Annotated in this window: 22 protein-coding genes and 4 tRNA genes; 19 read left to right on the forward strand and 7 right to left on the reverse strand. The window is 60.4% G+C overall.

The window, feature by feature from the left end:
- Positions 1-26 precede the first annotated feature (26 nt).
- Positions 27-2,027 (forward strand): polysaccharide biosynthesis protein, encoded by a 2,001-nt coding sequence (locus tag ACZZZP_RS08850; RefSeq protein WP_463384678.1) that lies wholly within the window; start codon positions 27-29, stop codon positions 2,025-2,027.
- A gap of 67 nt (positions 2,028-2,094) precedes the next feature.
- Positions 2,095-2,430, forward strand: a complete 336-nt coding sequence (locus ACZZZP_RS08855; protein ID WP_122497935.1) for a ComEA family DNA-binding protein — start codon at positions 2,095-2,097, stop codon at positions 2,428-2,430.
- 104 nt (positions 2,431-2,534) lie between these two features.
- Here ACZZZP_RS08855 and htpX read toward each other — a convergent pair whose 3' ends face one another.
- The 3 genes from htpX to ACZZZP_RS08870 all read right to left on the reverse strand — a co-directional run bounded on the left by htpX (position 2,535) and on the right by ACZZZP_RS08870 (position 5,166).
- Positions 2,535-3,407: a protease HtpX gene (gene htpX, locus ACZZZP_RS08860; RefSeq protein WP_122497937.1), complete on the reverse strand. Its 873-nt coding sequence runs from the start codon at positions 3,405-3,407 to the stop codon at positions 2,535-2,537.
- Between the two features lie 88 nt (positions 3,408-3,495).
- Positions 3,496-3,948 carry a hypothetical protein gene (locus tag ACZZZP_RS08865; RefSeq protein ID WP_122497939.1) on the reverse strand — a complete coding sequence of 151 codons (453 nt, stop codon included), beginning with the start codon at positions 3,946-3,948 and terminating at the stop codon, positions 3,496-3,498.
- Positions 3,949-3,954: 6 nt separating this feature from the next.
- Entirely contained in the window at positions 3,955-5,166 is a 1,212-nt protein-coding gene (locus tag ACZZZP_RS08870) for a pyridoxal phosphate-dependent aminotransferase (RefSeq protein ID WP_122497941.1), read from the reverse strand.
- A 184-nt stretch (positions 5,167-5,350) separates the two neighbouring features.
- Here ACZZZP_RS08870 and msrB point away from each other — a divergent pair, with 184 nt between their 5' ends.
- From msrB to ACZZZP_RS08885, 3 genes are all read left to right on the forward strand, one after another.
- Positions 5,351-5,743, forward strand: coding sequence for a peptide-methionine (R)-S-oxide reductase MsrB (gene msrB, locus ACZZZP_RS08875; RefSeq protein ID WP_463382454.1), 393 nt, complete (start codon positions 5,351-5,353; stop codon positions 5,741-5,743).
- A gap of 170 nt (positions 5,744-5,913) precedes the next feature.
- A complete protein-coding gene (locus tag ACZZZP_RS08880; protein WP_122497943.1) occupies positions 5,914-6,399 on the forward strand; it encodes a glutathione peroxidase in 486 nt (161 codons plus the stop codon).
- Positions 6,400-6,409: 10 nt separating this feature from the next.
- On the forward strand, positions 6,410-6,901 hold the full coding sequence (locus tag ACZZZP_RS08885) for a MarR family winged helix-turn-helix transcriptional regulator (protein WP_463382455.1): 492 nt from the start codon (positions 6,410-6,412) through the stop codon (positions 6,899-6,901).
- Here ACZZZP_RS08885 and ACZZZP_RS08890 read toward each other — a convergent pair.
- A complete protein-coding gene (locus ACZZZP_RS08890; RefSeq protein ID WP_463382456.1) occupies positions 6,885-9,251 on the reverse strand; it encodes a hybrid sensor histidine kinase/response regulator in 2,367 nt (788 codons plus the stop codon). The genes ACZZZP_RS08885 and ACZZZP_RS08890 overlap by 17 nt on opposite strands.
- Before the next feature lie 65 nt (positions 9,252-9,316).
- On the opposite strand from ACZZZP_RS08890, the gene ACZZZP_RS08895 reads away from it, so the two are divergent.
- Entirely contained in the window at positions 9,317-10,207 is an 891-nt protein-coding gene (locus tag ACZZZP_RS08895; protein ID WP_122497949.1) for an ATP-binding protein, read from the forward strand.
- Positions 10,204-10,686, forward strand: a complete 483-nt coding sequence (locus ACZZZP_RS08900; protein ID WP_463382457.1) for a GAF domain-containing protein — start codon at positions 10,204-10,206, stop codon at positions 10,684-10,686. Before ACZZZP_RS08895 ends, ACZZZP_RS08900 begins: the two co-directional genes overlap by 4 nt.
- Before the next feature lie 184 nt (positions 10,687-10,870).
- Here ACZZZP_RS08900 and ACZZZP_RS08905 read toward each other — a convergent pair whose 3' ends face one another.
- Positions 10,871-11,638 carry a hypothetical protein gene (locus ACZZZP_RS08905; RefSeq protein ID WP_122497953.1) on the reverse strand — a complete coding sequence of 256 codons (768 nt, stop codon included), beginning with the start codon at positions 11,636-11,638 and terminating at the stop codon, positions 10,871-10,873.
- 223 nt (positions 11,639-11,861) lie between these two features.
- On the opposite strand from ACZZZP_RS08905, the gene ACZZZP_RS08910 reads away from it, so the two are divergent.
- The 4 genes from ACZZZP_RS08910 (at position 11,862) to ACZZZP_RS08925 (ending at position 12,262) form a co-directional block, all read left to right on the forward strand.
- Positions 11,862-11,937 (forward strand) — tRNA-Glu (locus ACZZZP_RS08910).
- A gap of 32 nt (positions 11,938-11,969) precedes the next feature.
- Positions 11,970-12,045, forward strand: a tRNA-Gly gene (locus tag ACZZZP_RS08915).
- 46 nt (positions 12,046-12,091) lie between these two features.
- Positions 12,092-12,167: transfer RNA gene (locus ACZZZP_RS08920), tRNA-Glu, on the forward strand.
- Positions 12,168-12,186: 19 nt separating this feature from the next.
- A tRNA-Gly gene (locus tag ACZZZP_RS08925) sits at positions 12,187-12,262 on the forward strand.
- A gap of 281 nt (positions 12,263-12,543) precedes the next feature.
- Here the strand turns inward: ACZZZP_RS08925 and ACZZZP_RS08930 are convergent.
- Both ACZZZP_RS08930 and ACZZZP_RS08935 read right to left on the reverse strand, forming a co-directional pair.
- Entirely contained in the window at positions 12,544-12,954 is a 411-nt protein-coding gene (locus ACZZZP_RS08930) for a PA2817 family protein (protein WP_122453276.1), read from the reverse strand.
- A gap of 81 nt (positions 12,955-13,035) precedes the next feature.
- Positions 13,036-15,483, reverse strand: a complete 2,448-nt coding sequence (locus tag ACZZZP_RS08935) for an acyl-CoA dehydrogenase (RefSeq protein WP_463382458.1) — start codon at positions 15,481-15,483, stop codon at positions 13,036-13,038.
- Between the two features lie 410 nt (positions 15,484-15,893).
- Here ACZZZP_RS08935 and ACZZZP_RS08940 point away from each other — a divergent pair, with 410 nt between their 5' ends.
- From ACZZZP_RS08940 to ACZZZP_RS08975, 8 genes are all read left to right on the forward strand, one after another.
- Entirely contained in the window at positions 15,894-16,514 is a 621-nt protein-coding gene (locus ACZZZP_RS08940; protein ID WP_463382459.1) for a glutathione S-transferase family protein, read from the forward strand.
- Between the two features lie 136 nt (positions 16,515-16,650).
- Positions 16,651-17,583, forward strand: coding sequence for an ABC transporter ATP-binding protein (locus ACZZZP_RS08945; RefSeq protein ID WP_463382460.1), 933 nt, complete (start codon positions 16,651-16,653; stop codon positions 17,581-17,583).
- A gap of 11 nt (positions 17,584-17,594) precedes the next feature.
- Positions 17,595-18,374 (forward strand): ABC transporter permease, encoded by a 780-nt coding sequence (locus tag ACZZZP_RS08950; RefSeq protein ID WP_463536942.1) that lies wholly within the window; start codon positions 17,595-17,597, stop codon positions 18,372-18,374.
- A gap of 84 nt (positions 18,375-18,458) precedes the next feature.
- Positions 18,459-19,289, forward strand: a complete 831-nt coding sequence (queF, locus tag ACZZZP_RS08955) for an NADPH-dependent 7-cyano-7-deazaguanine reductase QueF (RefSeq protein WP_463382461.1) — start codon at positions 18,459-18,461, stop codon at positions 19,287-19,289.
- Positions 19,290-19,381: 92 nt separating this feature from the next.
- Positions 19,382-20,857, forward strand: coding sequence for a flavin-containing monooxygenase (locus ACZZZP_RS08960; protein ID WP_463382462.1), 1,476 nt, complete (start codon positions 19,382-19,384; stop codon positions 20,855-20,857).
- Positions 20,841-21,788, forward strand: a complete 948-nt coding sequence (locus ACZZZP_RS08965) for an alpha/beta hydrolase (protein WP_463382463.1) — start codon at positions 20,841-20,843, stop codon at positions 21,786-21,788. Before ACZZZP_RS08960 ends, ACZZZP_RS08965 begins: the two co-directional genes overlap by 17 nt.
- A 209-nt stretch (positions 21,789-21,997) precedes the next feature.
- The gene (locus ACZZZP_RS08970; RefSeq protein WP_122453269.1) at positions 21,998-22,339 is read left to right on the forward strand and encodes a ribonuclease E inhibitor RraB; all 342 of its coding nucleotides are present in this window, start codon (positions 21,998-22,000) and stop codon (positions 22,337-22,339) included.
- Between the two features lie 143 nt (positions 22,340-22,482).
- Positions 22,483-23,190, forward strand: coding sequence for a type 1 glutamine amidotransferase (locus ACZZZP_RS08975; protein ID WP_463382464.1), 708 nt, complete (start codon positions 22,483-22,485; stop codon positions 23,188-23,190).
- Positions 23,191-24,037: the final 847 nt, after the last annotated feature.

Consider the following 24,037-nt stretch of genomic DNA (forward strand, 5'->3'; position numbering starts at 1 on the left):
GTCGCGAAGTAAAAAAACATATTCCGATGCGTGATCGCCTGGTAGGGCTGCGGCGTCGCTACAAGCGCCTTTTGCAAATAGCGGCCGACATCGTGCTGGTATGGGCGTCCCTGTGGCTGGCCTTTGTCGTGCGCCTGGGCATCGAGCGCCCAATCGACCCGTTCGGTGACTATGCATGGTTGTTCTTGATCGCACCGATCATTGCCATCCCCGTTTTTATTCGGCTCGGTATGTACCGGGCGGTGATGCGTTATTTCGGTAACGAAGCGCTTGTCGCGATTTTCAAGGCGGTGTCGCTGTCGGCGCTGGTGTTGGGCATGTACATCTACCTGTACCGCGCCGAGGTTCTGGTTCCGCGTTCGCTGGTGTTCAACTATTGGTGGCTCAGCCTGCTGATGATCGGCGGCCTACGTTTGTTCATGCGCCAGTATTTTCTGGGCGATTGGTTGCTGGCCGGGCAGCACGTGCCGTTTCTGCGCCAGGACGATGGTCTGTCGAAAGTCGCCGTGTATGGCGGCGGCGCGGCGGGTAATCAGCTGGTTGCGGCGTTGCGCATGGGCAAGGGCATGCGCCCGGTGGCTTTTATTGATGACGACGAGGGCATCGCCAACCGTGTGGTTGCCGGCCTCAAGGTTTACACCTCGCGCAATATTCAATTGATGATCGAGGAAACCGGCGCGCAAGAGGTGCTGCTGGCGATTCCGTCGGCGTCACGTTCGCGGCGCCGCGAGATTTTGGCGGCATTGGAAGCCTACCCGGTGCATGTGCGCACAGTGCCGGGCTTTATGGACTTGGCCAGCGGGCGCGTGAATGTCAGTGACTTGCAGGAGGTGGATATCGCCGACCTGCTGGGACGCGACCCTGTGCCGCCGCGCGCGGATTTGTTCGAGCGCTGCATCCGCAATCAAGTGGTCATGGTCACCGGAGCGGGTGGTTCGATCGGGTCGGAGTTGTGCCGTCAGATTCTGGTCTCCGCGCCCATGGCATTGGTGCTGTTTGAGCACAGCGAGTACAACCTTTACAGCATCCAGAGCGAGCTTGAAGGGCGTATTCGCCACGAGGGATTGAGCATCAAGCTCATACCGATTCTGGGCTCAGTGCGCAGTCCGGAGCGCTTGCTGGACGTGATGCGTACGTGGAGCGTGAACACGGTTTACCACGCTGCGGCGTACAAACATGTGCCGATCGTTGAGCACAACGTGGCCGAGGGCGTATTGAACAATGTGTTCGGCACGCTGCAAACGGCCCAGGCGGCAATGCAGGCGGGCGTGGAACATTTTGTGCTGATTTCCACTGACAAGGCGGTGCGTCCTACCAATGTGATGGGCAGTACCAAACGCCTGGCGGAAATGACACTGCAGGCCCTCAGTGCTGAAAAGCAGCCGGTGTTGCTGGGCTCGAAAAACGCTCAGGCCAACAGAACGCGTTTCACCATGGTTCGTTTCGGCAACGTGCTGGGCTCGTCCGGCTCGGTGATTCCATTATTCCGCGAGCAGATAAAACGCGGCGGGCCCATTACGGTGACCCACCCCAACATCACCCGCTATTTCATGACCATCCCCGAGGCCGCGCAGTTGGTCATTCAGGCGGGCTCGATGGGCCAGGGCGGCGACGTGTTTGTGCTGGATATGGGCTCGCCGGTGAAAATCGCCGAGCTGGCGGAAAAGATGGTGCATTTGTCCGGGCTGACGGTGCGCAATGAGCAAAGTCCCCACGGCGACATTGAAATCGAGTTCACGGGCCTACGCTCAGGTGAAAAGCTGTATGAAGAGCTGCTGATTGGCGACAACGTCAGCCCAACCGAGCACTCGATGATCATGCGAGCCAACGAAGAACACCTGCCCTGGGTGGTTTTCAAAGACGTGTTGGATGCGATCTTTCTGGCGGTCGAGCGTGACGATTATGAGCGAGTGCGAGAATTGCTCCGCGAGCACGTTAGCGGTTACCTACCAGAATGCGAAATCGTTGATTTGATTCATAAAAAGCGCCTGGAAACGCCCGCGCCGGGTGATTTGACACTCCACTGAGGCTGCCTCTAAGTTGGCCACCGCAGGGCGTATCGCGCCCTGCGTTACCCACTTAAGGAGCTTGATTATGCGTATCGGATACGTCTCTTCTCTGCTGTTTGCCACCCTCACGTTGTTCTCTGCCGGCACCTTTGCCGCTGAGCCAGTCAAAACCGAGCCCACCCAACCTGTTGCTTCTCAGCCGCTCAAAGCGCCTGAGGCGGGAACCGTCAACCTGAATACGGCCGACGCGGAAACGTTGCAGCAAGACCTCATCGGTATTGGTCAGGTCAAGGCGAAAGCGATCATCGACTATCGCGACGCCAACGGACCGTTTACGTCGGTAGACGAGTTGCTGGAAGTGAAGGGAATTGGCGCAGCAACCCTGGAGAAGAATCGCGCGAAGTTGAGCGTCGCCAACTAAGCGTTAAGCGGGAAATAAAAGAAGGCCGATCTCAGATCGGCCTTCTTTGTTTTCGGAGATAAAAAAGGGCGGCTTATAGCCGCCCTTTTTTTGCGCCGTGGCGATTAACCGCGAGCTTGCAAGGCCGCGATGCGATCTTCCAGCGGCGGGTGGGTCATGAACAGGGCTTTCAGGCCGCCTTTCACGCCACCGTTGATACCGAACGCGGTCAGGGTCTCAGACATGTGCACCGGCACGCCCTGTTCGGAGCGCAGACGCTGCAGGGCGCCGATCATCGCGCTGGTGCCGGCCAAGCGAGCACCGGCTTCGTCGGCGCGAAATTCCCGGCGACGCGAGAACCACATAACGATGACGCTGGCCAGAATGCCCAAGACCATTTCGGCGAAGAACGTGGCGATGTAAAAACCGATGCCGTTGCCTTCTTCGTTCTTGAGCAAAACCTTGTCGACGAAGTTGCCGAAGATCCGCGCGAAGAACATGACGAAGGTGTTCACCACGCCCTGAATCAGTGCCAGGGTCACCATGTCGCCGTTGGCAACGTGGCCAATTTCGTGGGCCAGTACGGCTTTCACTTCATCTGGCGAGAAACGCTCCAGCAGGCCCTGGCTAACGGCGACCAAAGCATCGTTGCGGTTCCAGCCGGTGGCGAAGGCGTTGGATTCGTAGGCCGGGAAGATGCCCACTTCTGGCATTTTGATACCGGCGTTGCGCGACAGCTCTTCCACGGTTTGCAGCAGCCACTGTTCGTGACGGGTGCGCGGTTGGCTGATGATTTGAGTGCCGGTGCTCATCTTCGCCATCCATTTGGACAGGAACAACGAGACCAGAGAACCGGCGAAACCGAACACGGCGCAGAAGACCAGCAAGCTGGTGTAATTCTGGCCAGTGAAGCGGTCCACCCCGAGCAGTTTGAGGGTGATGCTGGCGATTAACAGAACCGCCAGGTTGGTGGCCATGAACAACAGAATGCGCATCATGGTGTAAGGCTTCTCCTTTGAGCTAAGACGTTCGACTAGTGCGGGGTATATAAGGGCGGCCCCCGCGCTATACAACTCGGCGACTATTTCAAACTGTGTCGTTTGCGCCGGTCAGCGTGCTGGTAAACAGCAGGCGGGTGAGGCGTGCAATGCGCTCGCTGTGCTGCTGTTGCAACGCCTCTCGCAATTGGTGGGCGAGGGTGGAGTGCACGCGGCGAACACTGGGTGGCAACGCATCGCCATCGGCAACGGCATGGGGTACGCCGCGTGACAGCCGCAGGAAGCCTTTTTCGCTCAGCACCGCCTGGTCGAGCGCGTCGTAATGAATGGTCGACTCGTAGCGCAAATAGCCTTCATCAGCCAGCCACAGCAGGGCGCCGAGGCACGCTTGATGACGCTTGCTGGGCAGGCCGAATTCGTCCGCTTCTTCGCGGCCGATCAGGTCTTCGACGTACAGGCCCACCTTGCGCGGGAAGGCCTGGTACAGCAGCAGGAGGCCTGCTGCGGCATCTTTATAAAAGTCGTCGATTTGCAGGTCCATGGCGGCTTATTGGCTGTAGGTTTTGAGGAAGTTTCCAATGCGCCCGATGGCCTGGTCGAGGTCGTCAAGACGGGGCAGGGTGACCACCCGGAAGTGGTCTGGCCACGGCCAGTTGAACGCGGTGCCCTGAACCACCAGCAGCTTTTCCGAGAGCAACAAGTCGAGTACGAACTTCTCGTCGTTGTGGATCGGGCAGACTTTCGGATCGATTTTCGGGAAGGCATACAGCGCGCCCATCGGCTTCACGCAGCTGACGCCGGGGATGCTGTTGAGCAGTTCCCAGGTGCGATTGCGTTGCTCCAACAGCCGACCTTGCGGCAACACCAAGTCATTAATGCTTTGGTAGCCGCCCAGCGCGGTTTGGATCGCGTGTTGGCTCGGCACGTTGGCGCACAGGCGCATGTTGGCGAGGATGTCGATGCCTTCGATGTAGCTTTGGGCTTTTTGCTTTGGCCCGGAAATGGCCACCCAACCGGAGCGGAAGCCGGCGACGCGGTACGACTTCGACAGGCCATTGAAGGTCAGGCACAGCACGTCCGGCGCGAGCGAGGCGGTGGAGATGTGCACGGCCTCGTCGTAGAGAATCTTGTCGTAGATTTCATCGGAGAACAGCACCAGGTTGTGCTGGCGAGCCAGCTCGACCATGCCTTCGAGCACTTCTTTGGAGTACACGGCGCCGGTGGGGTTGTTCGGGTTGATGATGACCATGGCCTTGGTGTTCGGCGTGATCTTGGCCTTGATGTCGTCCAGGTCTGGCCACCAGTTGGCCTGCTCGTCGCACAGGTAGTGCACCGGATTGCCACCGGCCAGGCTCACGGCGGCGGTCCACAGCGGGTAGTCGGGCGCGGGAATCAGCACTTCATCGCCGTTGTTGAGCAAGGCTTGCATCGACATCACGATCAGCTCGGACACGCCGTTGCCGAGGTAGATATCTTCGATGCCAACGCCTTCAACTTGCTTCTGCTGGTAGTACTGCATCACTGCTTTGCGGGCGCTGAACAGGCCTTTGGAGTCGCTGTAGCCTTGGGCGGTGGGCAGATTGCGAATGACGTCCTGAAGGATTTCTTCCGGGGCTTCAAAACCGAACGGCGCCGGGTTGCCGATGTTCAGCTTGAGGATGCGATGGCCTTCCTCTTCCAGGCGTTTGGCGTGCTTGAGCACGGGCCCGCGAATGTCATAGCAGACGTTGGCGAGCTTGTTCGATTTGCTGACCTGCATGTGAGCGTCCTGAGTAAAGCGCTGACCCGAGACTGGGCAACGTGGCTTGGCAGCCTGTAACGCGGATGACAGACTGGCGTCTAAACACCTGTCTGCCGGACCTTGAAGTGCGGCAATCATACGTGTGGCCCGAACCTGGGAAAAGGTACAGGCCGGGCTTTTTTCAGCCAATGAGGTGACCCCCATGGACAAGCTTGAAAAACCGCTGGACGCCTGGCGCGAGGAGCTCTCGGACGAGCAGTTCCACGTTTGCCGCATGGGCGGTACCGAGCGTGCCTTCACCGGCAAATACCACGACGATAAAACCCCTGGCGTCTATCACTGCGCGTGCTGCGGCGCGGCGTTGTTCGACTCCGAAGCGAAGTTCGATTCCGGCACCGGCTGGCCGAGCTATTACCAGCCAGCATCGAACGCGGCGATCGCCAGCAAGGATGACTTCAGCCACGGCATGCACCGTATTGAAGTGACCTGCGCCAAGTGCGACGCGCACCTTGGGCATCTGTTTCCTGATGGTCCGCCACCTTCCGGGATGCGCTATTGCATCAACTCGGCTTCGTTGAAGTTGGAGCCGAGGTAGGGCGCTGATTTGTAGGAGCGGCTGGGCGGCATTCCGAAGCCGCGGTGCGTCGAAGAGCATCGCGGCTAAAGCCGCTCCTACAGAACCGAGTTGTGGTTATTTAAATTGCACACAATTCAATTGTTAACTATCTTGTCGGCCGACCATCCCTATTTGCGGAGCCCGCACCCATGAGCGACACCTTGTTCAGCATTCCCGCCACCACCATCAAAGGTGAGCAGAAAACCCTGGCCGACTTCGGCGGCAAGGCTGTTCTGGTGGTGAACACCGCCAGCAAATGCGGCTTCACTCCGCAATACAAAGGTCTGGAAGAGCTGTGGCAGACCTATAAGGATCAAGGCCTGGTGATTCTCGGTTTCCCCTGCAACCAGTTCGGCAAGCAAGAGCCGGGCAACGAAGGCGCCATCTCCGAGTTCTGCGAGCTGAACTTCGGCGTGAGCTTTCCCCTGTTCAAGAAGATCGACGTCAATGGCGCCGACGCCCATCCGTTGTTCGTGCAACTGAAAAAGCGCGCACCAGGTCTGCTCGGCAGCCAGGGCGTTAAGTGGAATTTCACCAAGTTTCTGATTGGCAAAGACGGCCAAGTGGTGAAGCGTTTTGCTCCGCTGACCAAGCCCGAAGAGCTGACCAGCGAGATCGAAGCGCTGCTCAAGTGAGCCTGGGTCGATGAGCCAACACGATGTTCTTCCAACGGCACCGCAGCTGGACGCCGCCACCGCGCTGCAGCTCGACAAGCAGCTGTGCTTCAAGCTGTACGCCGCCTCGCGCGCGGTGATTCGCGGCTACAAGCCGATGCTTGACCAGCTCGGGCTCACCTACCCGCAATACCTGGCCATGCTGGTGTTGTGGGAATGGCAGCAAACCCCGCCTGAGCAGCCGACGGTGAAGGCGCTCGGCGAGCGATTGCTGCTGGATTCCGGCACGCTCACGCCGTTACTCAAACGCCTGGAGCAGTTGGGCTTGGTGGTCCGGCAGCGCAGCGCTCGGGACGAACGCGAAGTGCATTTGGCCCTCACGGCTGAAGGTCTGGCGTTGAAGGCCCAGGTGCTGCCGCTCAAGCAGCGATTGCTGTGCGAAAGCGGGCTGGACCTGAATGAACTCGATGGCCTGCGCGAGCAGCTTGGCGGCTTGCTGGATCGCTTTATAACAGCGCCGTAGCGGGCAGCCACTGGTTCAGTAGCGCGAGCAATTCGTCGCGGCGGAACGGCTTGGCCAGGTAGTCGTTCATGCCGGCCGCCCTGCAACGCTCGCGCTCATCGGGCAGGGCGTTGGCGGTGAGGGCGATAATCGGCAGGTCGCTCCAGCGAGGCTGCTGGCGGATGCGCCGAGTCGCTTCATAGCCGTCCATCACCGGCATGTTGCAGTCCATCAGCACCAGGTCGATGGCCTCGCGTTCCAACACTTCAAGCGCCTCCACACCATTGATAGCCAACAGCACCTCGCAGCCAGCTTTGCTCAGCATGCCTTTGGCCACCAGTTGATTTACAGCGTTGTCTTCCACCAGCAGCACGCGCTTTTGCTCCAGAGCCGTCGGCGCGTTCGCGGGCGCTGGCGTGGAGACGGGCTCGCCGCCCGGTTCAAGAGAACGCTGTAAGGCTTTGTGCAGGGCGGCACGCGACAGCGGGCGCGGCAACTGCAGCACCGGCGCCAAGCTGGTGGCGAGGTCGCTGGGTAGAAAGCTGCCATAGGCGCTGATAAACAGTACCGTGTGGGCGAAGTGCTCGCGCAGGTTGGCCAGTTCTTCTGCGCGGTCGGTAATCACCAGGTCGGCGCTTTGCAGCGGTGGCGCCAAGCAGTCATCCAGGCGCTGATAGCTCAGCCCCCAACCCGGCAGAACCGTTTGCAGCAGCTCGGCCAAACCGGTCTGGGCGCCGCACAGCCCTACGACCCGCCCGCTCAGCGCCGGCAGCAAGGCCGGTGGTGCGGCCGCGGCCAGCGGCAGCTCAACGCAGAATTCGCTGCCCGCGCCCAACACCGATTTCAACGTCAGCTTGCCGTGCATGGCTTCACAGAGTTGGCGGGTAAGCGCCAGCCCCAGCCCAGTGCCGCCGTATTGCCGGGTGATGGTGACGCCGGCCTGGGCGAAGGGTTGGAAAATGCGCGCTTGGGCGTCTTCGGCGATACCGATGCCGCTGTCGGTCACGGTAATGCGGATGCCGGGGTCGGTGAAGGCGATGCGGATGTCGACGCGGCCGTTGTGGGTGAATTTCAGGGCGTTGGAAAGCAGGTTGCTGACAATTTGCCGAACCCGCGTCGGGTCGCCGAGCAGCAGGGCAGGCAGGCGCGGGTCGATCAGGCAGGTCAATTCAACATTGGCGGCGGCGTTTTGCGAGAGCAGGTTGGCGGTGTCTTCCACCAGTGTGGCGAAGTCGAACGGAATCGACTCCAGCTCCAGTTGCCCCGCTTCGAATTTGGACAAATCGAGAATGTCGTTAAGCAACTCCACCAGCACCTTGCCGGAGTTGTGGGCGATGCTCAGTTGTTGCCGTTGTTCGGCGCTCAGCGGGCTGTCCAGCGCCAAGCCGAGCATGCCCAGCAGGCCATTGAGCGGCGTGCGGATTTCGTGACTCATGTTGGCCAGAAACGTGGCGCGGGCCAGGGCCATCTGGTTCGCGCGGGCACGGGCGCTTTCCAGTTCCTGGTTGGAGAGGGTCAGGCGGGTGTTGCTGGCTTTGAGCTCGTTGGTGCGCGCGGAGATGATGTTTTCCAGCTCGCCCAGGTACTGCGTGAGTTGGTCTTCGGCTTTGCGCCGGTGCTCGACTTCCTCCGACAAACTCGACAGTTGCTGGTTGGTCACGTCGACCAAAATGCCGATTTCATCGTTTTCATGGCCAGACGGGCAGGGCAGCTTCTGCCGGGTTGGCCGGCGCAGGTCGCGGGCGCTGATGGCTTGAATCACGTCGGTGAGCGGCTTGGTCAGCATGAAATAAAACACCACCAGCAAAATCATCGACAGCAGCAGGCTATAGGCGAAGCCGCTCAGCAGCGTGACCAGCGCGCGTCGTAGAAAATTGCTGCCAAAGGCGAAGGTGTCGACTTCAAGGCGCAGCAGGCCGATGGTTTCGGTGGGCAAATGGTTAACGAATAGCGGGTCTTCGAAATGACGGCTCTGGCCGAACAGCCGGTCGCTGAACATCCGGTAGGGGCTGTTGATGCGCGAGCGGGTGGCGCTGGCCAGGCTGGTGCCGGTGTCGTCGATGATTTGCGCGTTGATCACAGCGGGTGAGCGCAGCAGGCCGGCCACCAGTTCCTGCGCCAGTTCGGTGTCAATGTTGTAGGCGATGCGCGTCGCCGGGTTATGGCTGATCTCCAACAGCGCGCGTATCTCGCGGTTGATCGAGGCGTCTTCGCTGGCATAATCGCTGCTCACCTGCAGCAGGCTGAGCAAGGTGCCGAGGATCAACGCCACGAGAACCGTCAGGCTGGCCTGTTTGAACGACAGGCGATGGGTGAGCGTTATATCCATAAGGTCGTGAACCAGCCTCGTCTCTGAGCATTGGGCAAGCATAGCTGAATAGATTTGCTGCTTGCCCGGCCCACATTGAGTTTCCCTTCGCAAAAAAGGAGTAAATCGTGGACTCCCGTTTGAATGCCTTTCTGGAGCGTGCCGACGCGGTGTTGGCGCGCCTCGACCCGTTGTTGCCGACCTTGCGTGTTGAGGTGGACTGGTCGCAGACCGTCGCCGCGCGCTGGCATCGCGAAGGCCGTGGCGGCTATTTGCAGCCGCTGGAAGTCAGCCTCGACTTGCGCCTGACCGACTTGATCGGCGTCGACACCCAGCGCGATCACTTAGCCCGCAACACTCGCCAATTCGTCGCCGGCTTGCCCGCTAACCACGCCTTGCTGTGGGGCGCGCGTGGCACCGGTAAATCGTCACTGGTGCGGGCGCTGTTGGCCGAGCTGGCGGGGCAAGGGCTGCGCTTGATCGAGATCGAGCGTGACTACCTGGCCGATCTGCCGCGCATTGTCGAGCTGATCGCCAAGCTGCCGCAGCGCTTCGTGTTGTTCTGCGATGACCTGTCGTTCGAAGCGGGCGAGGGCGACTACCGCGTACTCAAGAGCGTGCTCGACGGCTCGCTGGAGCGGGCGCCAGAAAACGTGCTGCTGTACGCCACCTCGAACCGCCGGCACTTGGTGCCGGAGAAAGAGAGCGACAACCTCGACAGCAAAATGGTCAACGGCGAACTGCACCCGAGCGAGGCGATTGAAGACAAAATCGCCCTGTCGGATCGCTTCGGTTTGTGGCTGTCGTTCTACCCGTTCACTCAGGAACATTTCCACGACGTGGTGCGCCACTGGATTGGTGTGTTGGCCAAGCAGGCCAACCTCGACTGGGCGTGGAGCGAAGAGCTCGGCGTACTTGCGGCCCGCTACGCCACCAGCCGTGGCAACCGTAACGGCCGTTGTGCCTATCAGTTCGCCCGCAATTGGGTCGGCCTGCAATTATTGGAGAAACAGTCGTGATCGATTTACAAAGCACCGGCGCTGGCCTGGAAGGCTACGGCCTGTTGGCGGCGCAGCTAGAAGCACTGCTGGCGGATGAGCGCGACTTTGTTGCCAATGCCGCGCAATTTTCCGCCTTCCTTTATACCCAGCTGGACGACCTCAACTGGGCCGGCTTCTACCTGAATAAACAGGAACAGCTGGTGCTTGGGCCGTTCCAGGGCCAGGTGGCTTGCGTGCGCATTCCATTCGGCAAAGGCGTATGCGGCGCGGCGGCGGCCAGCCTGCAAACCCAGCGGGTTGAAGATGTGCATGAATTCCCTGGGCATATCGCCTGTGACAGTGCGTCAAACAGTGAGCTGGTGGTGCCGTTGGTGAAAGAAGGGCGCCTGATCGGCGTACTGGACCTGGACAGCCCGAAGCTGGCGCGCTTCAGTGAGGCGGATCAGCGCGGGATTGAAGCGTTGGCGGCGATATTTTTGCGGTTGACTGAGTGCTAATGGCACACGCTCCTGGGCGAGCGGCCGGGTGGCATTCCTAGCTGCGATGGTTTCAACAGCATCGCGGCTGAAGCCGCTCCCACAGGAGCTTCGCAGGTTGGGTTAAGCGCAGCGCAGCCCAACGCATACCGCCAACAAAAAGCCCGGCATCGAGCCGGGCTTTTTTGTTGGCGGCTGAGCGCACTCAGTCGTACATGTTCTTTTTCTTCCAGTCTTCGTCGCCCATCGAGCTGATGCCCTCGTTGAGCTCGTTTGTTTCGTCGGCCGCCGGCTTGTTGCTTTCCAGGACCATGGCGTTGGCGCGTGCCAGTTGTTTTTCCAGCGTGCTCAGCGGTGCTTGATAACGCTTGGCGTCGGGTTGCTTGCGGATGTATTGCACGCCCCGTTCGAAGGCAAGGCGCGCATGGCCGGGTTGCCCTTGTTGCATGGCGCTCTGACCGGCAGTGGTAAACAGCTCGATGTGCACCTGCACCAGAATGTGCCGAACTTCTTCCAGCCAGGTTTTCGCTTCGGCGGTGGGCAGCAGTTTGTCTTGCGCGGCGCGGGTGATTTGCCCGTGGAGAATCTCCAGCACCACGCGCACGTCTTTGGCTTTGGCTTCGTTGACGATCGGTTGCGGCGGGTTACGCACTACCAGCGCATCGCCCTGGCCGATGAGGCCGCGCAGCTCTTCAATGCGGTCTTTAACGGCGGTCTGGCTCTTGTCGACGGCCAGCAAGCGTTCGGCAAATTGCAGCATCAACCGATTGAGCAGCTGCTTGAGGGCAGGGGACATGAACTGGCCGGGAAGGGAGTCGGAAACATCTGCACAACGGCGCAGACGATCGCCCAAGTCGGCCTTCTGACGGGCCTTCTCCAGTTTGCTGTTCTCTACCGTATGGTTGATGTAACCGATCACGAACAGAATCGCGATGCCCGCTACGATCAGTAGAGTGATTACGAGTGGGGACACCTTTAGAACCTCTCGACTGCTGGAGTTTCGGCCGAGTGTAGTGCCTATGTGCTATTGCGGATAGGCACCGACCAGCTTCTACACAGAAGTCATTGATTTAAATTAATTTTCACTCAAGTGTTGACGACCCTCAAAAGGCTCCCTAGAATTCGCGCCACTTCGCAGCGTAAGGCAATACGCAAGCGCAGCGAAGGTTGGAAAATGTGCGTCATGCACAACCTGTGTCCCCTTCGTCTAGTGGCCTAGGACACCGCCCTTTCACGGCGGTAACAGGGGTTCGAGTCCCCTAGGGGACGCCATTTTCCAGGCAGCAATACACCAAGTTGTAGATGCGGGAATAGCTCAGTTGGTAGAGCACGACCTTGCCAAGGTCGGGGTCGCGAGTTCGAGTCTCGTTTCCCGCTCCAAATTTTAAAGCAGTGCTGAAAGGCGTTGCTGGTAAAAAAGGTTGATGTCCCCTTCGTCTAGTGGCCTAGGACACCGCCCTTTCACGGCGGTAACAGGGGTTCGAGTCCCCTAGGGGACGCCATTCAAGCTGTAGATGTATTGCGGGAATAGCTCAGTTGGTAGAGCACGACCTTGCCAAGGTCGGGGTCGCGAGTTCGAGTCTCGTTTCCCGCTCCAAATAAACAAAAACGCCGCTCATTGAGCGGCGTTTTTGTTTGTGCGCGATTTGTGGTCGAAAAGCCCATTCGGTTTCCTGTGCGAGCGGCTTTAGCCGCGATCAGGCCGGGCCTGAAAACGGCGCCGCCTGGGCAATCGCATCGCGGCTAAATCCGCTCCCACAGGTGCCTGTTTTTGTAGGAGCCACCTTGGTGGCGAACCCTGGAAAAGGTGTCGGTTGCAGGGTTCGCCAGCAAGCTGGCTCCTACAAGAGTCCAGTCGGTTTTCTGTGAGCGTTTGCCTCAGTGCGTGCTGCCTTCGCGGGGAATCGCCAAAAATTGCTTCTCACGTTCCCAGTCGAACGGCTCGTCGTTCTGTTCGGCTTCGTAGCGACGCTCATCGAGCGCTTGGAACAAGGTGATTTCTTCGTCCGGCATAAAGTGCAGGCAGTCGCCACCGAAGAACCACAGCAAGTCGCGCGGCACCAGATGGGCGATTTGCGGGTAGCGGTGGATGACCTGGCACATCAAGTCCTGGCCCAGATAAAGGCTTTGCTCAGGCTCCTGCGGCAGCAGGGTGAGCAATTCGTCGAAGCGTTCCAGAAACAGCGCGTGGCTTTCTTCCGGAACCTGTTCGGCTTCGCCCAGCGCAACCAGAATGCCGCGCAGGTGGGTCAGCAGCGCCAAGTGATGGTCGAGATAGGGGCTGGACATGGGCGACTCCTCAGGAACAAAAACGGGCGCGAAGTATAGAAGCCTTCGCGCCCGTTGTCGTGTTGCCGCCTGGGGTGGGCGTTAGCGGATCTTGCCTTCGCCCAGGGTCAGTTCTTCTTTGGCGTAATCGTCCACGTCGATCACGCGACGCCGCGCCGCTTCCGCGTCACGCAGGTTCTGCGCTTCCTCGGCTTGCAGCACGCCGGCCGCCAGTGCCGCATCAATCAAGCTTTCGCCTGGCTGCGGCGTGAGACGACCTTCTTTCACCGCCACATGCAGCTTTTTATGCAGCCCATGGCTGGCGCCCAGCAGGTTCACCGCATGTTGCAGCGCGCCCACGGCGTCGGTCGGGTCGGTTGGGCGGAAGCAGCCGGCCAGCACCGCTTCCAGTGCCGGGTCGCCGGCAGGGCGGGTGAGAATGCCAGCAATCTCGGCATCCAGCGCATCCGATGGGCCCTTGTGGCGACGGCCGAACGGAAACACCAGCAAGCTCAGCGCGCAGCCAAAGAAGCCATTGGGGAAGTTTTCCAGCAAGTCGGCCAGCGCCTGCTCGGCTTTGCCCAGGCTTTCTTCCATCGCCCAGCTTACCGACGCACGCAAGTGCTCCGGGTAATCGAGGTCGTGGTAACGCTTGAGCGCTGCCGAGGCCAGGTACAGGTTGCTGAGCACATCGCCCAGGCGCGCCGACAAGCGTTCACGGCGTTTCAGCTCGCCGCCGAGCAGCATCATGCTGAAGTCCGCCAACATGGCGAAACCGGCGGCCAGGCGGTTAAGCGCACGGAAGTAGGGCTGGCTGAAGCTGTCGCCCGGCACGCGGCCGATTTTGCCGAAGGTCAGACTCAGAATCAGGCTGCTGGCGGCGTTGCTGAGGGCGAAACCAATGTGCTGCATCAGCAGTTCATCGAATTCCACCAGCGCACGGTCGCGGTCTTCGCGGCCGGCCAGGGCCATTTCCTTGAGCACGTACGGATGGCAGCGAATAGCGCCCTGGCCGAAGATCATCAGGTTGCGCGAGAGAATGTTCGCCCCTTCCACGGTGATGAAAATCGGTGCGCCTTGCCACGAACGGCCCAAGTAGTTGTTAGGGCCCATGATGATGCCCTTGCCGCCGTGCACGTCCATCGCGTGGCTGATGCACTCGCGACCGCGCTCGGTGAGGTGGTACTTGAGAATCGCCGAGAGCACCGAAGGTTTTTCGCCCAGATCGACCGCGTTGGCAGTCAGGATACGCGCGGCGTCCATCATCCAGGCGTTACCGCCGATGCGCGCCAGTGCTTCCTGAATACCTTCGAAGGCCGCCAGCGGCACGTTGAACTGCTCGCGCACCTGGGTGTACTGGCCGGTGACCAGGCTGGTGTATTTGGCCGCGCCGGTACCGACCGCTGGCAACGAAATCGAACGGCCTACCGACAGGCAGTTCATCAGCATCATCCAGCCTTTGCCCAGCATCGGCTCGCCGCCGATGAGGTAGTCCAGCGGTACGAAAACGTCTTTGCCGGAGTTGGGGCCGTTCATAAACGCGGCGCCCAGCGGCAAGTGGCGACGGCCGATTTCCACCCCAGGGGTGTCGGTCGGAATCAGCGCCAGGCTGATGCCCAGGTCTTCTTCGTCGCCGAGCAAGTGTTCCGGGTCGTAGGCCTTGAACGCCAGACCGAGCAGCGTCGCTACCGGGCCGAGGGTGATATAGCGTTTTTCCCACGTCAGACGCAGGCCAATCACTTCCTCGCCGTTCCACTGGCCTTTGCAGATGATACCGACGTCAGGCATTGCCCCTGCATCGGAACCGGCCAGCGGGCCGGTGAGGGCGAAGCAAGGAATGTCGTCGCCACGGGCCAGGCGTGGCAGGTAGTGCTGGCGCTGTTCGTCAGTGCCGTAGTGCAGCAGCAATTCCGCCGGGCCGAGCGAGTTAGGCACCATCACGGTGGAGGCCAGGTCGCCGCTGCGGGTCGCCAGTTTCATCGCCACTTGCGAGTGGGCGTAGGCCGAGAAGCCTTTGCCGCCGTACTCCTTGGGAATGATCAACGCAAAGAAGCCGTGCTCTTTAATGTGCTGCCAGGCCGCTTCGGGCAAATCCATGTGCTGGCCGATGTCCCAGTCAGTGACCATCGCGCACAGTTCTTCGGTGGGGCCGTCGAGAAACGCTTGTTCTTCGTCAGTGAGCGTTGCCTTCGGGTAGGCGAGCAGGGTGTTCCAATCCGGGCGGCCGCTGAACAGCTCGCCGTCCCACCAGACGGTGCCGGCTTCGATGGCGTCTTTCTCGGTTTCCGACATCGGCGGCAAGGTTTTCTGGAACCAGGCGAACAGCGGCGCGGTGAACAGCTTGCGGCGCAGTTCCGGCAGTACCAGCGGCACGGTGATGGCGATTAGCACCAGCCAGAGAATGGCCATCAGCCAGGTCGGTGCATGGCTGTAAATGCCCATGAGCACCAGGTAGACGGCGACGATGCCAATGGCAGGCAACGGCGAAAGGCGACGGTGGGCCAGAAAGGCCACGCCCAGCACCAGAACAACTAACCAGACAGCAAGCATGCAACGTCCTCCTTGGAACGGACCGGCTGAATGCCGACCGTGTCGAGCTTAGTAGGTGTGGCGAGAGAGGGACTGGCGAGAAGGGCGCCAAGCCAGGCTTGGCGTCATCGAATTGAACTCGGCACCCCCAGGAACCCAGGTGAGTGAACACCTTGCCCCGGCCGCTTCAGTGATAGTGACCACCCTCGCGTTGTTCAGTTCGCACTGGATAACGCCCGCGCACGCCGCGGCTGGCGTGACTGCGCAGTCAGTCTTTACTGATGCTAAGCGGGTGCAGGCGATGCGCTGGGGCAAAACCCCGGAACCATGAAGCGCCTCGATAGCTAACATCAATTTCCAAGTCTGTTTTCTTTGGCTCAGGCAGGTAGGATGCCTGAGCCAAAAAAAGCGAAATAGAAGGTAACAAACCGATGCTGACGATCTGGGGACGCAAGAATTCCGGCAACGTGCGCAAAGCGTTGTGGGCCGCCGAAGAAGTAGGGGTGCCCTACGAACGACGCGATGCAGGTGGCGCTTTCGGGGTGGTGAACGAACCGCACTACCGCGCCATGAACCCCAACGGTTTGGTGCCGGTGATCGAAGACGGCGACCTAGTACTGTGGGAATCCAACGCCATCGTTCGTTACCTCGCAGCCCAGTATGGCGACGGTGTGTTGTATCCACAGAACCCCGCCCAGCGCGCTGTTGGCGACAAGTGGATGGACTGGTCCACCTCGGTGTTTGCCGGCGCGTTCCGCGATTTGTTCTGGGGCACCGTGCGTACCGCGCCGGAACAGCGCGACGAAGCGCGTATCGCTGCCGCCTTGCAGCGCTGCGGTGAGCTGCTGGCCATGCCCAATGAGGCCTTGGCCAGCCAGCCGTATTTGTCTGGTGAGGAGTTCGGCATGGGCGATATTCCACTCGGCGCCGGCATTTACGCCTGGTTTGAAATGCCCATCCAGCGCCCCGATCTGCCTCATTTGCAGGCCTGGTACGAACGCCTGAAACAGCGGCCCGCGTACCAGACAGCGGTGATGACGGCGCTAACCTGATCAATAAAAAAACAACCTGGGAAGCGGTTTAGCAGTCCACTGCCCGTGGCGCTAAACTGCGCGGCCCGCCGTAACGCCTGAGAACACGGCGGCCGCGTCTCCCGCTCCAATTTTCTTATTCAAGTGTGTATTTCCTATGAGTTCTGCCCTGTCTATCCGTGGCCTGACCAAGACGTACGGCAACGGCTTCCAAGCACTGCACGGCATCGATCTGGACGTAGCCGAAGGCGACTTCTTCGCCTTGCTCGGCCCCAACGGCGCCGGTAAATCGACCACCATCGGCATTCTTTCCACGCTGGTGACCAAATCCAGCGGCACGGTCAACGTGTTCGGCCATGACCTGGACCGCGAGCCCTCGCAGCTCAAGCGTTGCCTGGGCGTGGTGCCGCAGGAATTCAACTTCAACCAGTTCGAAAAAGTCTTCGACATCGTCGTGACCCAGGCCGGTTACTACGGCATTCCCCAGCGCATCGCCAAAGAACGCGCCGAGCAATACCTGACCCAGCTTGGCCTGTGGGACAAACGCAACTCGGCCTCGCGTGAATTATCCGGCGGCATGAAACGTCGGCTGATGATCGCCCGCGCGCTGATTCACCAACCGCGCTTGCTGATCCTCGATGAACCCACCGCTGGCGTGGACATCGAATTGCGCCGCTCGATGTGGACCTTCCTCACCGAGCTGAACGAGCAGGGCATCAGCATCATCCTCACCACTCACTACCTCGAAGAAGCCGAACAGCTGTGCCGCAACATCGGCATCATCGACCACGGCCGCATCGTCGAAAACACCAGCATGCGCAGCCTGCTGAAAAAGCTGCACGTGGAAACCTTCCTGCTTGACCTGAAAGACTCGCTCACCGTGCTGCCCACCTTGCCCGGTTATCCCGCGCAGTTGATCGACGACCACACGCTGCAAGTGCAAGTGGAAAAAAGCCTGGGCATCAGCGAGCTGTTCCGCCAACTCGGCGAGCAGCACATTCAGGTGCTGAGCATGCGCAACAAAACCAATCGCCTGGAGGAGCTGTTCGTGTCCTTGGTGGAAAAAAACCTGGCGAAGGTGGCGGTATGAAACACGATTATTTGAACAACGAACTGCAAGCCAACTGGGTTGCCCTCAACACCATCGTCTACCGCGAAGTGCGCCGCTTTATGCGGATTTGGCCGCAAACGCTGCTGCCGCCAGCGATCACCATGGTTTTGTACTTCGTCATCTTCGGCAACCTGATCGGCCGGCAGATCGGCGACATGGGCGGCTTCACCTACATGCAGTACATCGTGCCCGGCCTGATCATGATGTCGGTGATTACCAATGCCTACGGCAACGTGGTGTCGAGCTTCTTCGGCAGCAAATTCCAGCGCTCGGTAGAAGAGCTGATGGTGGCGCCGGTGTCGCCGCACACCATTCTCATCGGCTACGTCATCGGCGGCGTGCTGCGCGGCCTGGCAGTGGGGGTGATCGTCACGATCCTGTCGCTGTTCTTCACCAAGCTGCAAGTGCACCACCTGGGCATTACCGTGCTGGTGGTGCTGCTGACCGCCACGGTGTTCTCGCTGTGCGGGTTTATCAATGCCGTGTTTGCGCGCAACTTTGACGACATCTCGATTATTCCGACCTTCGTGCTGACGCCGCTGACGTATCTAGGCGGGGTGTTCTATTCCATCAACCTGCTGCCGCCGTTCTGGCAAACCGTGTCGCTGGCCAACCCGGTGCTGCACATGGTTAACGCCTTCCGCTACGGCATTTTGGGCGTGTCGGATATCCGCATCAGCATTGCCATCGGCTTTGTGGTCGTGGCAACTACGGTGCTTTACATCGCCTGTGTGCAGTTGCTGAAGAGTGGGCGAGGCATGCGCCAGTAATCGCCTGCCTACCCCCGACGTACGTCCCAAGGCGCGGCAATTTGTATACAATTGCCGCGTTTTTTTTACCGTCAGGTCGCCGCCATGCATTCCGCCGTCGAACACTCCCCATTAGGCAAGGCCAGCGAATACATCGCTACCTACACGCCGTCGCTGCTGTACCCCATTCCCCGCGCGCCGAAATGGGCCGAGTTGGGCCTTACGGCTGAAACGCTGCCGTATCAGGGCGTCGATTTCTGGAATTGCTTCGAGCTGTCGTGGCTGTTGCCGTCGGGCAAGCCGGTGGTGGCAATTGGTGAGTTCGCGATTCCCGCCGACTCGCCCAACATCATCGAATCCAAGTCCTTCAAGCTGTACCTCAATTCCCTCAACCAGAGCGTGTTTGCCACGCCAGGCGAGTTGCAGGTGGTGCTGGAGAAAGACCTCAGCGCCGCCGCCGGCAAGCCTGTAGGCGTGCGTGTACGCAGTCTGGCGGAGGTGGAAGCCGAGGGCGTGACGGCGTTGCCGGGGCGCTGCATTGATGAGCTCGACGTCGCCATCAGCAACTACGCCCAGCCACAGCCCGAGCTGCTGCGTTGCGATACCAGTCGAGTGGTGGAAGAGAGCCTGCACAGCCATTTGCTCAAGTCGAACTGCCCGGTCACCGGCCAGCCGGACTGGGGCACTGTGGTGGTCAGCTACCGTGGTCCCGCGCTGGACGCGGCCAGTCTGCTGGCGTATCTGGTGAGCTTTCGCCAGCACGCGGACTTTCACGAGCAGTGCGTGGAACGCATTTTTCTTGATCTGCAACGCCTGCTGCAGCCGCAAAGCCTGACGGTATATGCGCGCTACGTGCGTCGTGGTGGGCTGGACATCAACCCATACCGCAGCCTCGGGCCCATTTCAGCGGACAATCGACGCCTCGTCCGCCAATAACCGGTCAGTTTTCATCTAGCACGAACGTACCCGTTGTTTCTCCCATCGCCGACGCTTTAGTCTTAGCCCCGACGACCATCGGGATAACAACAATGACTAAAACGTCCCCGTCAGCCGCGCCCTTGCGCGTGCTGATTATCGGTGCCGGCTTCGCTGGCATCGGCTTGGCAATTACCCTCAAGCGCGCCGGCATCGGCGATTTCGTCCTGCTGGAAAAGGCCGGCGACCTGGGCGGCACCTGGCGGGACAACCGCTACCCCGGCGCCGCCTGCGATGTGCCTTCCCATCTGTATTCCTTTTCTTTCGAGCCCAAAACCGACTGGACGCGCAAATTTGCGCCGCAGACGGAAATCTTCGCCTACCAGCAGCACTGCGCCGACAAGTACCAGTTGCGCCCGCATATTCGCTTCAACCGCGAAGTGGCCAGTGCCGTGTTCGACGCCGAAGCCGGTGTGTGGCAAGTCACCTGCACCGATGGCGAAACGTTTAGCGCTCAGGCACTGGTGAGCGCGTGCGGCCAACTGAATCGTCCGTTGCTGCCGCGCATCGCCGGGTTGCAGCAGTTCACCGGCGAAGCCTTCCACTCGGCCCGCTGGAACGCGGACTACGACCTCAGCGGCAAACGCGTAGCGGTAATCGGCACGGGCGCCAGCGCCATTCAATTTATTCCGCAAATTGCCCCGCAGGTGGCGCAGCTTCACGTGTTCCAGCGCTCGCCGGCGTATGTGCTGCACAAGCCAGATCGCGCCTATCGGCCCTGGGAAAGCGCCCTAATGCGCCGCCTGTCGTGGCTGCAAACCCTCGACCGGGGCCTCAAATACATCCAACACGAGGCGCGGGTGTTGGCGTTTACCGTGGTGCCCAAGCTGATGAAACCCATGCAGCTGCGCTTTCGCCTGCATTTGAACCGCAGCATTGCCGATCCTGCTTTTCGTCAGCGCCTGTCACCTGAGTACCCCATGGGCTGCAAGCGCATCCTTATCTCCAACGACTACTTTCCGGCCCTGGCGCGGGCCAACGTCGAGGTGGTGGGCGATCAGATCGAAGCGGTGACCGCCACCGGCATACGCACCGCCGACGGCCGCGAGCGCGAGGTGGACGCGATCATCTACGGCACCGGCTTCGCCGCCACCGATTTCCTCGCGCCCATGCACATCACCGGGCTCAACGGGCGCGACCTCAATGCCGCCTGGAAGGAGGGCGCCGAGGCCTATCTGGGCATTAGCGTCAGCGGCTTTCCCAACCTGTTCATCCTGTATGGCCCCAACACCAACCTGGGCCACAACTCGATCATTTACATGCTGGAAAGCCAATTCAGCTACGTGCTCGGCTGCCTGCAACAGTTGCAGCAGCATCAACTGCGCTACATGGACCTCAAGCCCACGGTGCAGGCGCAGTTCAACCAGTCGCTGCACAAGGCCATCGACCGCTCCATTTGGCAGCAGGGTTGCGACAGTTGGTACAAAACCGCCAGCGGCAAAAACACCAACAACTGGCCCGGTTTCACCTTTACCTACCGCCATCACACCCGTCGCCCGGAGCTTGCGAACTATGACTGCATTCGTTGAACCGCCGCGCTTGAGCCAGCGCCTGTTGGCCGCTGTGTTGCGCACCAGTTTGAAGGTGCTGTTTCGCGGGCTGATCCGCCCACCGATGCCTATCGCCGCCCAGCGCGCCATTCTGCGTGCTTTAACCGTTTCCACCGTCGCGCCCCGTGGCACTCGCCGTAGCGCCGAAATGCTGGCCGGGTTGCAATGCGAGTGGCAGCGGCCGGCTGAGCACAGCGAGCGGGTAATGCTGTATTTCCATGGCGGCGCTTATCTGATCGGTTCGCCCGCCACGCACCGCGCCATCACCGGCCATTTGGCCAGGCGCGGCAAGCTGGCCGTATGTGCGCTGGACTATCGCCTGGCGCCGGAACACCCGTTTCCAGCCGGGCTAAACGACGGCCTGGCCGCCTACGAGGCGCTGTTGGCAAAGGGTTATAGCGGCGAGCAGATCATGCTTGGCGGCGATTCCGCAGGCGGCAACCTGGCGCTCGGGCTGGCCTTGCGCATCAAGCAGGCGGGGCTGCCGCTTCCTGCGGCGCTGGTGTGTTTCTCGCCGCTGACCGATGCCACGCTCAGCCAGTTGCATCAGCCGCCAGCGGGCGATCCGTTGCTGAGCCTGGCCTGGATCCACCAGGCCGGCTCGCTGTTTTGCCCGCCGGGCGTAGACCGTCGTGACCCGTTTCTGTCGCCGGTATACGCCGATCTCAGCGGTTTGCCGCCGCTGCTTATTCAGGTCGGCGAAGACGAAGTGCTGCTCAACGACAGCCTGCGCCTTGCCGAGCGCGCCACCGCAGCCGGCGTGGATGTTCACCTGCAACGCTATCCAGGCTGCTGGCATGTATTTCAGGCTCACGCCGGCTTGCTGGACATCGCCGACGTGGCCATGGCGCGGGTGGGCAGCTTTATCCAGACGCGCTTTGCCGCTGTGGCGGCGCAAAAAGGTGCGTAACCCAGCCTGCACAAATGTGGGAAAGGCACTACGCTGGAAGAGGGCGTCCTTGCTGGGCGCCCGCTAGCACACGCTCTACGCCGCAGTACGCAAATGCAACAAGCCTCGGGTGATGGGTCTTTCGGATCTGTCGCGACGTCAGCGCAGTCAGCTGGCAGCAGCAATGGGAAAGCGGTCAAACCATCCATCGCATGTGAGGGGGTCGCATCATGAGCACAGCAAGCCATAACGACATCAGCAGCAATGTGTTGCGCCGGATGAAAGAGGGCGGCTTCGACTTTGCCCGCATCCACCCAATCGAGTTCTACGCCATTTTTCCCGACGAGGAGCGGGCCCGCATGGTGGCGAAAAAATTCCGCAGTGAAGTACTCAATGCCCAGGTGAGCGAGCGTGATGACGGCGCCTGGCACGTGTTGATCAGCAAAGTCATGTACGCCACCTATGACGGCATTGGTGCGTTCGAACATGATTTGGAGTCGATGGTCGCCCCGTTGGGTGGCGTGCTCGACGGCTGGGGTGTTACGCAGGAACTCAAAGGGTTGCGGGTCTGACCCGCCAATAACGAGGCGCCACACCGCGAATGCACCGGCCGGCCACAAGCGGGTCGGTGCCCGGCGACACTTTTCTGAAACGCTGACTCTGCCTCGGCACGAGGTTTGCCTGATCAGGTGGAAAAGAAAGAGGCGGTTCAGCGATGAGCGACATTCTGATTCTTACCCACGTCGACTATTGCCCGCCGGGCTACCTGGCGCGGGTGCTCGACGAGCGCCAGCTGGATTTTTCCGTCCTGCGCGCCGACCTTAACGAGCTTGACGATTTCGACCTTGAGCGGCCCAAAGCCGTGGCGATTATGGGCGGGCCCATGAGCGTCAACGATCCCTTGCCGTGGCTGGAAACCGAAATTGCCGCCGTGCAACGGTTTATCGCCCGCGACATTCCCCTGATTGGCCATTGCCTCGGCGGCCAACTGCTGGCCAGGGCGCTCGGCGCGCAAGTGCACCGCATGCCATACCGGGAAATCGGCTGGCAGCCGCTGTGGCAGGCCATCCAGACCGAGCCCAGCCCGTGGCTGGAACACCTGCCGGACGAATTCCCCATCTACCAATGGCACGGCGACACCTTTGACCTGCCACCCGGTGCCCAGCGCTTGCTTTCAAGTCCGTGGTGCCCAAACCAGGCGTTTGCCTGGGGCGAGAAGATTTTCGCCCTGCAAGGGCACCCGGAAATGACCGAAGAACTGGTGCAGCTGTGGCTGAACGACTTTGAGCATTTGCTGGACGAGACCCAGCCGAGTCAGCAGTCGAAACGCAAGATGCTTGAGGATTTGCCGGAGAAAGTGGCGGCGTTGAATGCGGTGGCGGAGGGGTTTTATCGGCGGTGGTTGGGGTTGGCGTTTGGGTGAGGTGGGGCGGGCGGGTATTTTTTTTGGGGATTTCGTGGTTTTGCGATTTGTCAGGCTGAACGGAGCAGTCACTCAAAACCACCGTCATCCCCGCGAAGGCGGGGATCCAGAGTCGCTCAGGGAAAGGCGATCCTTCCGGAATACTGGATTCCCGCTTTCGCGGGAATGACGGGTGTTTTGTTGGGGGGCTCCGTACTTCTGCGATTCGTCAGTAAGAACCAGCTCCCACAAAAAACCTCCGTCATCCTCGCGAAGGCAGCGGTCCGACGATTCGGGATCCAGAGTCGTTCAGGGAAAGGCGATCCTTCCGAAATACTGGATCCCCGCTTTCGCGAGGATGACGGAGGTCTAGTTTGGAATTTCTGTACACCTGCAATGCGTCAGTTGACACACGGCCATCCCTCAAAACCTCCGTCATCCTCGCGAAGGCGGCGGTCCGACGATTCGGGATCCAGAGTCGTTCAGGGAAAGGCGATCCTTCCGAAATACTGGATTCCCGCTTTCGCGGGAATGACGGAGGTTTAGTTTGGAATTTCTGTACACCTGCAATGCGTCAGTTGACACACGGCCATCCCTCAAAACCACCGTCATCCTCGCGAAGGCGGCGGTCCGACGATTCGGGATCCAGGCTTGCATGGCGAGCACCATTACCTGAACGAACCTGGAACCCCAACCGTCGACCGCGCCGATCCTCGAAGCCATCCCCCATATTTAATTGCAATCAACCCCAACTCCACTGGTCATAAGGAAACACCCAAGCGAAGCGGCTATCTTCAAGGGTGCCGCGCAACAGGGCGTGGCCACGCACGGTGCGTCAAGGAATGCGCGATTATGGTGCGCAGGGTAA

Source organism: Pseudomonas sp. AC211 (assembly GCF_979258055.1).